Source organism: Roseicyclus sp. (assembly GCF_052168335.1).
GTDB lineage: Bacteria > Pseudomonadota > Alphaproteobacteria > Rhodobacterales > Rhodobacteraceae > Roseibacterium.
In genome coordinates this window covers 1-2,537 of the sequence record NZ_JBQLZP010000609.1, presented here as the reverse complement: position 1 = coordinate 2,537, position 2,537 = coordinate 1, and the positions used below count along the sequence as shown (strand labels likewise).

Genomic DNA, 2,537 nt, shown 5'->3' with positions numbered 1-2,537 from the left:
GTCATGGATACCCTTCTCGGCTTGCGCGGACGGGCGGTCGCGATCGACGCCGGCGACGTTCGCAAGGCGAGCGGCCTCGCGCTCGAGGTTCTCGTCTCGGCCGACCGGCAGTGGCGGGAGGACGGAGAATCCTTCCGGATCGGCCCCGTGTCGGAGGCGTTCCGTGCCGTGTGGACCGGCCTCGCGCTCGATCCGGACATGATCTCCGAAGGGGTGACCGGGGGGTCGCACGCATGACCGCCCGCATCCTCGCCGTCGACGACTCCCCCACCATGCGCGGCCTGATCGGCGCCGCGCTCGCGCCCAGCGGGTTCGAACTGCATTTCGCCGCCGATGGCATCGAGGGTCTCGAGCGTCTGGCCATGGCCGCCCCGGACCTCGTGATCACCGACATCAACATGCCGCGCCTCGACGGCTTCGGCGTGATCGAGGGGGTGCGCAGGGATCCGACCTACGGCAGCCTGCCCGTCCTGGTCCTGACCACCGAGAGCGGGGAAGAGCTCAAGGCCCGCGCCCGCAGTGCCGGCGCGACGGGCTGGATCGTGAAACCGTTCGACGACCAGCGACTTGTCGCCGTCATCAACAGAGTGTTGGGGATCTAGGATGTCGGGGCTTGACGAACTGCGTGTCTCGTTCTTCCAGGAATGCGAGGATCTGCTCGACAGCCTGGGGGAAGGTCTCCGCCAGATCTCCGAAGGAGAGGTCGGAGACGACATGGAGACCCTTCATGCGGTCTTCCGGGCCGTCCATTCCATCAAGGGCGGCGCCGGCGCCTTCGGGCTCGACGTCCTGGTGACGTTCTCGCACCTCTTCGAGACGGTGCTCGATCACATGCGATGCGGCCGGATGGAGGCGTCCGACGGTGTCGTGCGCACGCTCCTGCGAGCGGGCGACATGCTGTCCGACCTCGTCTATTGCGCGCGCGACGGCCGCCCGCCGGCCGAGGCGCGGATGACGCAGATCCTCTCCGAGCTCGACGCGCTGGCCGACGGGGCCGGCTCCGAGGAGGAGGATGTGCCCTTCGAATTCGTCCCGACCGTCATGGCGCTCGGAACCGATACCGGACCGCTCCTGCCCGACATCGGCGAGCCCGGCACCGACGACGGGACCGCGGACGGCGAGGGCGGAGCGGCGGTCCTGCGCATCGGCTTCGCGCCGCGGGGCGAGTTCTACGGCACCGGCAACGAGCCGCTCGCGCTGTTCAAGGCGCTGGGACAATTCGGCCCCGTCTCGCTGAAGGCTGATGCCGCCGACGTCCCCGGCCTGGCCGCCTTCGATCCTTCGGAGCCGCGGCTGCGCTGGACGCTGACGCTCGAGACCGATGCGGCGGAGGAGGAGATCCTCGCCGTCTTCGAATTCGTCACCGATGTCGCCGATGTTTCGGTCCACCGTATTGTCGTGGACGAAGCGGAGGCTCCGACCGGACACCAAGCGCCGCCGATCGGCGAAGCGTTCGTGGCGGCCCCGGCCGCGCCCGACCCCGCTCGCTCCGCACCCGACATGGCCGTGGTTCCTGCAGTGTCCCCTCCGGAGGCGGCCGATGGCGACAGACCGGCAAGGGGCGCGCCGGCCGGGGACGCCCACGGATCTGCGGCGCACGCCACGATCCGCGTCAACCTCGACCGCGTGGACCGCCTGATCAACCTGATCGGCGAACTGGTCATCATGGAGGCGATGCTGTCCCAGGCCATCGAGACCGCGGGAATCGCCGCCAACAGCGACGTCTCGAACGGGCTCGACGGCATCAAGCAACTGGCCTCGGGCATCCAGGAAAGCGTCATGGCGATCCGCGCGCAGCCGCTGAAACCCGTGTTCCAGCGCATGCACCGCATCATTCGCGAGGCGTCGGACGCGACCGGCAAGCAGGTGCGTCTCGTCACCATCGGCGAATCCACCGAGGTCGACAAGACGGTGATCGAGCGGCTGGTCGATCCGTTGACGCACATGATCCGGAACTCCGTCGATCACGGGCTCGAGGATGCCGAGACGCGCCGCGCACGCGGCAAGCCGGAGACCGGCACGATCACGCTCTCCGCCGCTCACCGCTCGGGCCGGGTCATCATCGAGGTCACTGACGACGGTGCCGGCATCAATCGCGAAAAGGTGCGCGAACTCGCCGAAGCGAGAGGTCTCGTGCCGCCCGGCATGTCGCTGAGCGCCACCGAGATCGACAACCTTCTCTTTATGCCGGGCTTCTCGTCGAAGGACGAAGTCTCGGCCCTGTCCGGCCGCGGCGTCGGCCTCGACGTCGTGCGGCGGGAAATCCAGGCGCTCGGCGGCCGGGTCACGATCCAGTCCGCCGCGGGCGAGGGCACGACCTTCACCATCGCGCTTCCGCTCACGCTCGCCGTCCTCGAAGGGATGCTGGTGGAGTTCGGCGGCGAGATGATGGTCCTGCCGCTCTCTGCCATCCTCGAGACGCTGCGGCCCTCGAGCGCGACGATCCACGCGATCGGCCGCACCGGCCGGGTCGTGGCCAATCGCGGGGAGCTCATTCCGATCATCGACCTCGCGGAGGTCTTCGGCATCGCCCACCC

The 2,537-nt window shown here is 68.9% G+C and carries 3 protein-coding genes; all 3 read left to right on the top strand.

Annotated elements, in window-relative coordinates:
- The coding region (locus ACTS11_RS18740) for a hypothetical protein (RefSeq protein ID WP_442641806.1) at nucleotides 1-237 on the top strand (237 nt) is incomplete at its 5' end.
- Nucleotides 234-602, top strand: coding sequence for a response regulator (locus ACTS11_RS18735; RefSeq protein ID WP_442641805.1), 369 nt, complete (start codon nucleotides 234-236; stop codon nucleotides 600-602). The genes ACTS11_RS18740 and ACTS11_RS18735, both read left to right, overlap by 4 nt.
- 1 nt (nucleotide 603) lies before the next feature.
- On the top strand, nucleotides 604-2,537 hold a 1,934-nt coding region (locus tag ACTS11_RS18730), incomplete at its 3' end, for a chemotaxis protein CheA (RefSeq protein WP_442641804.1).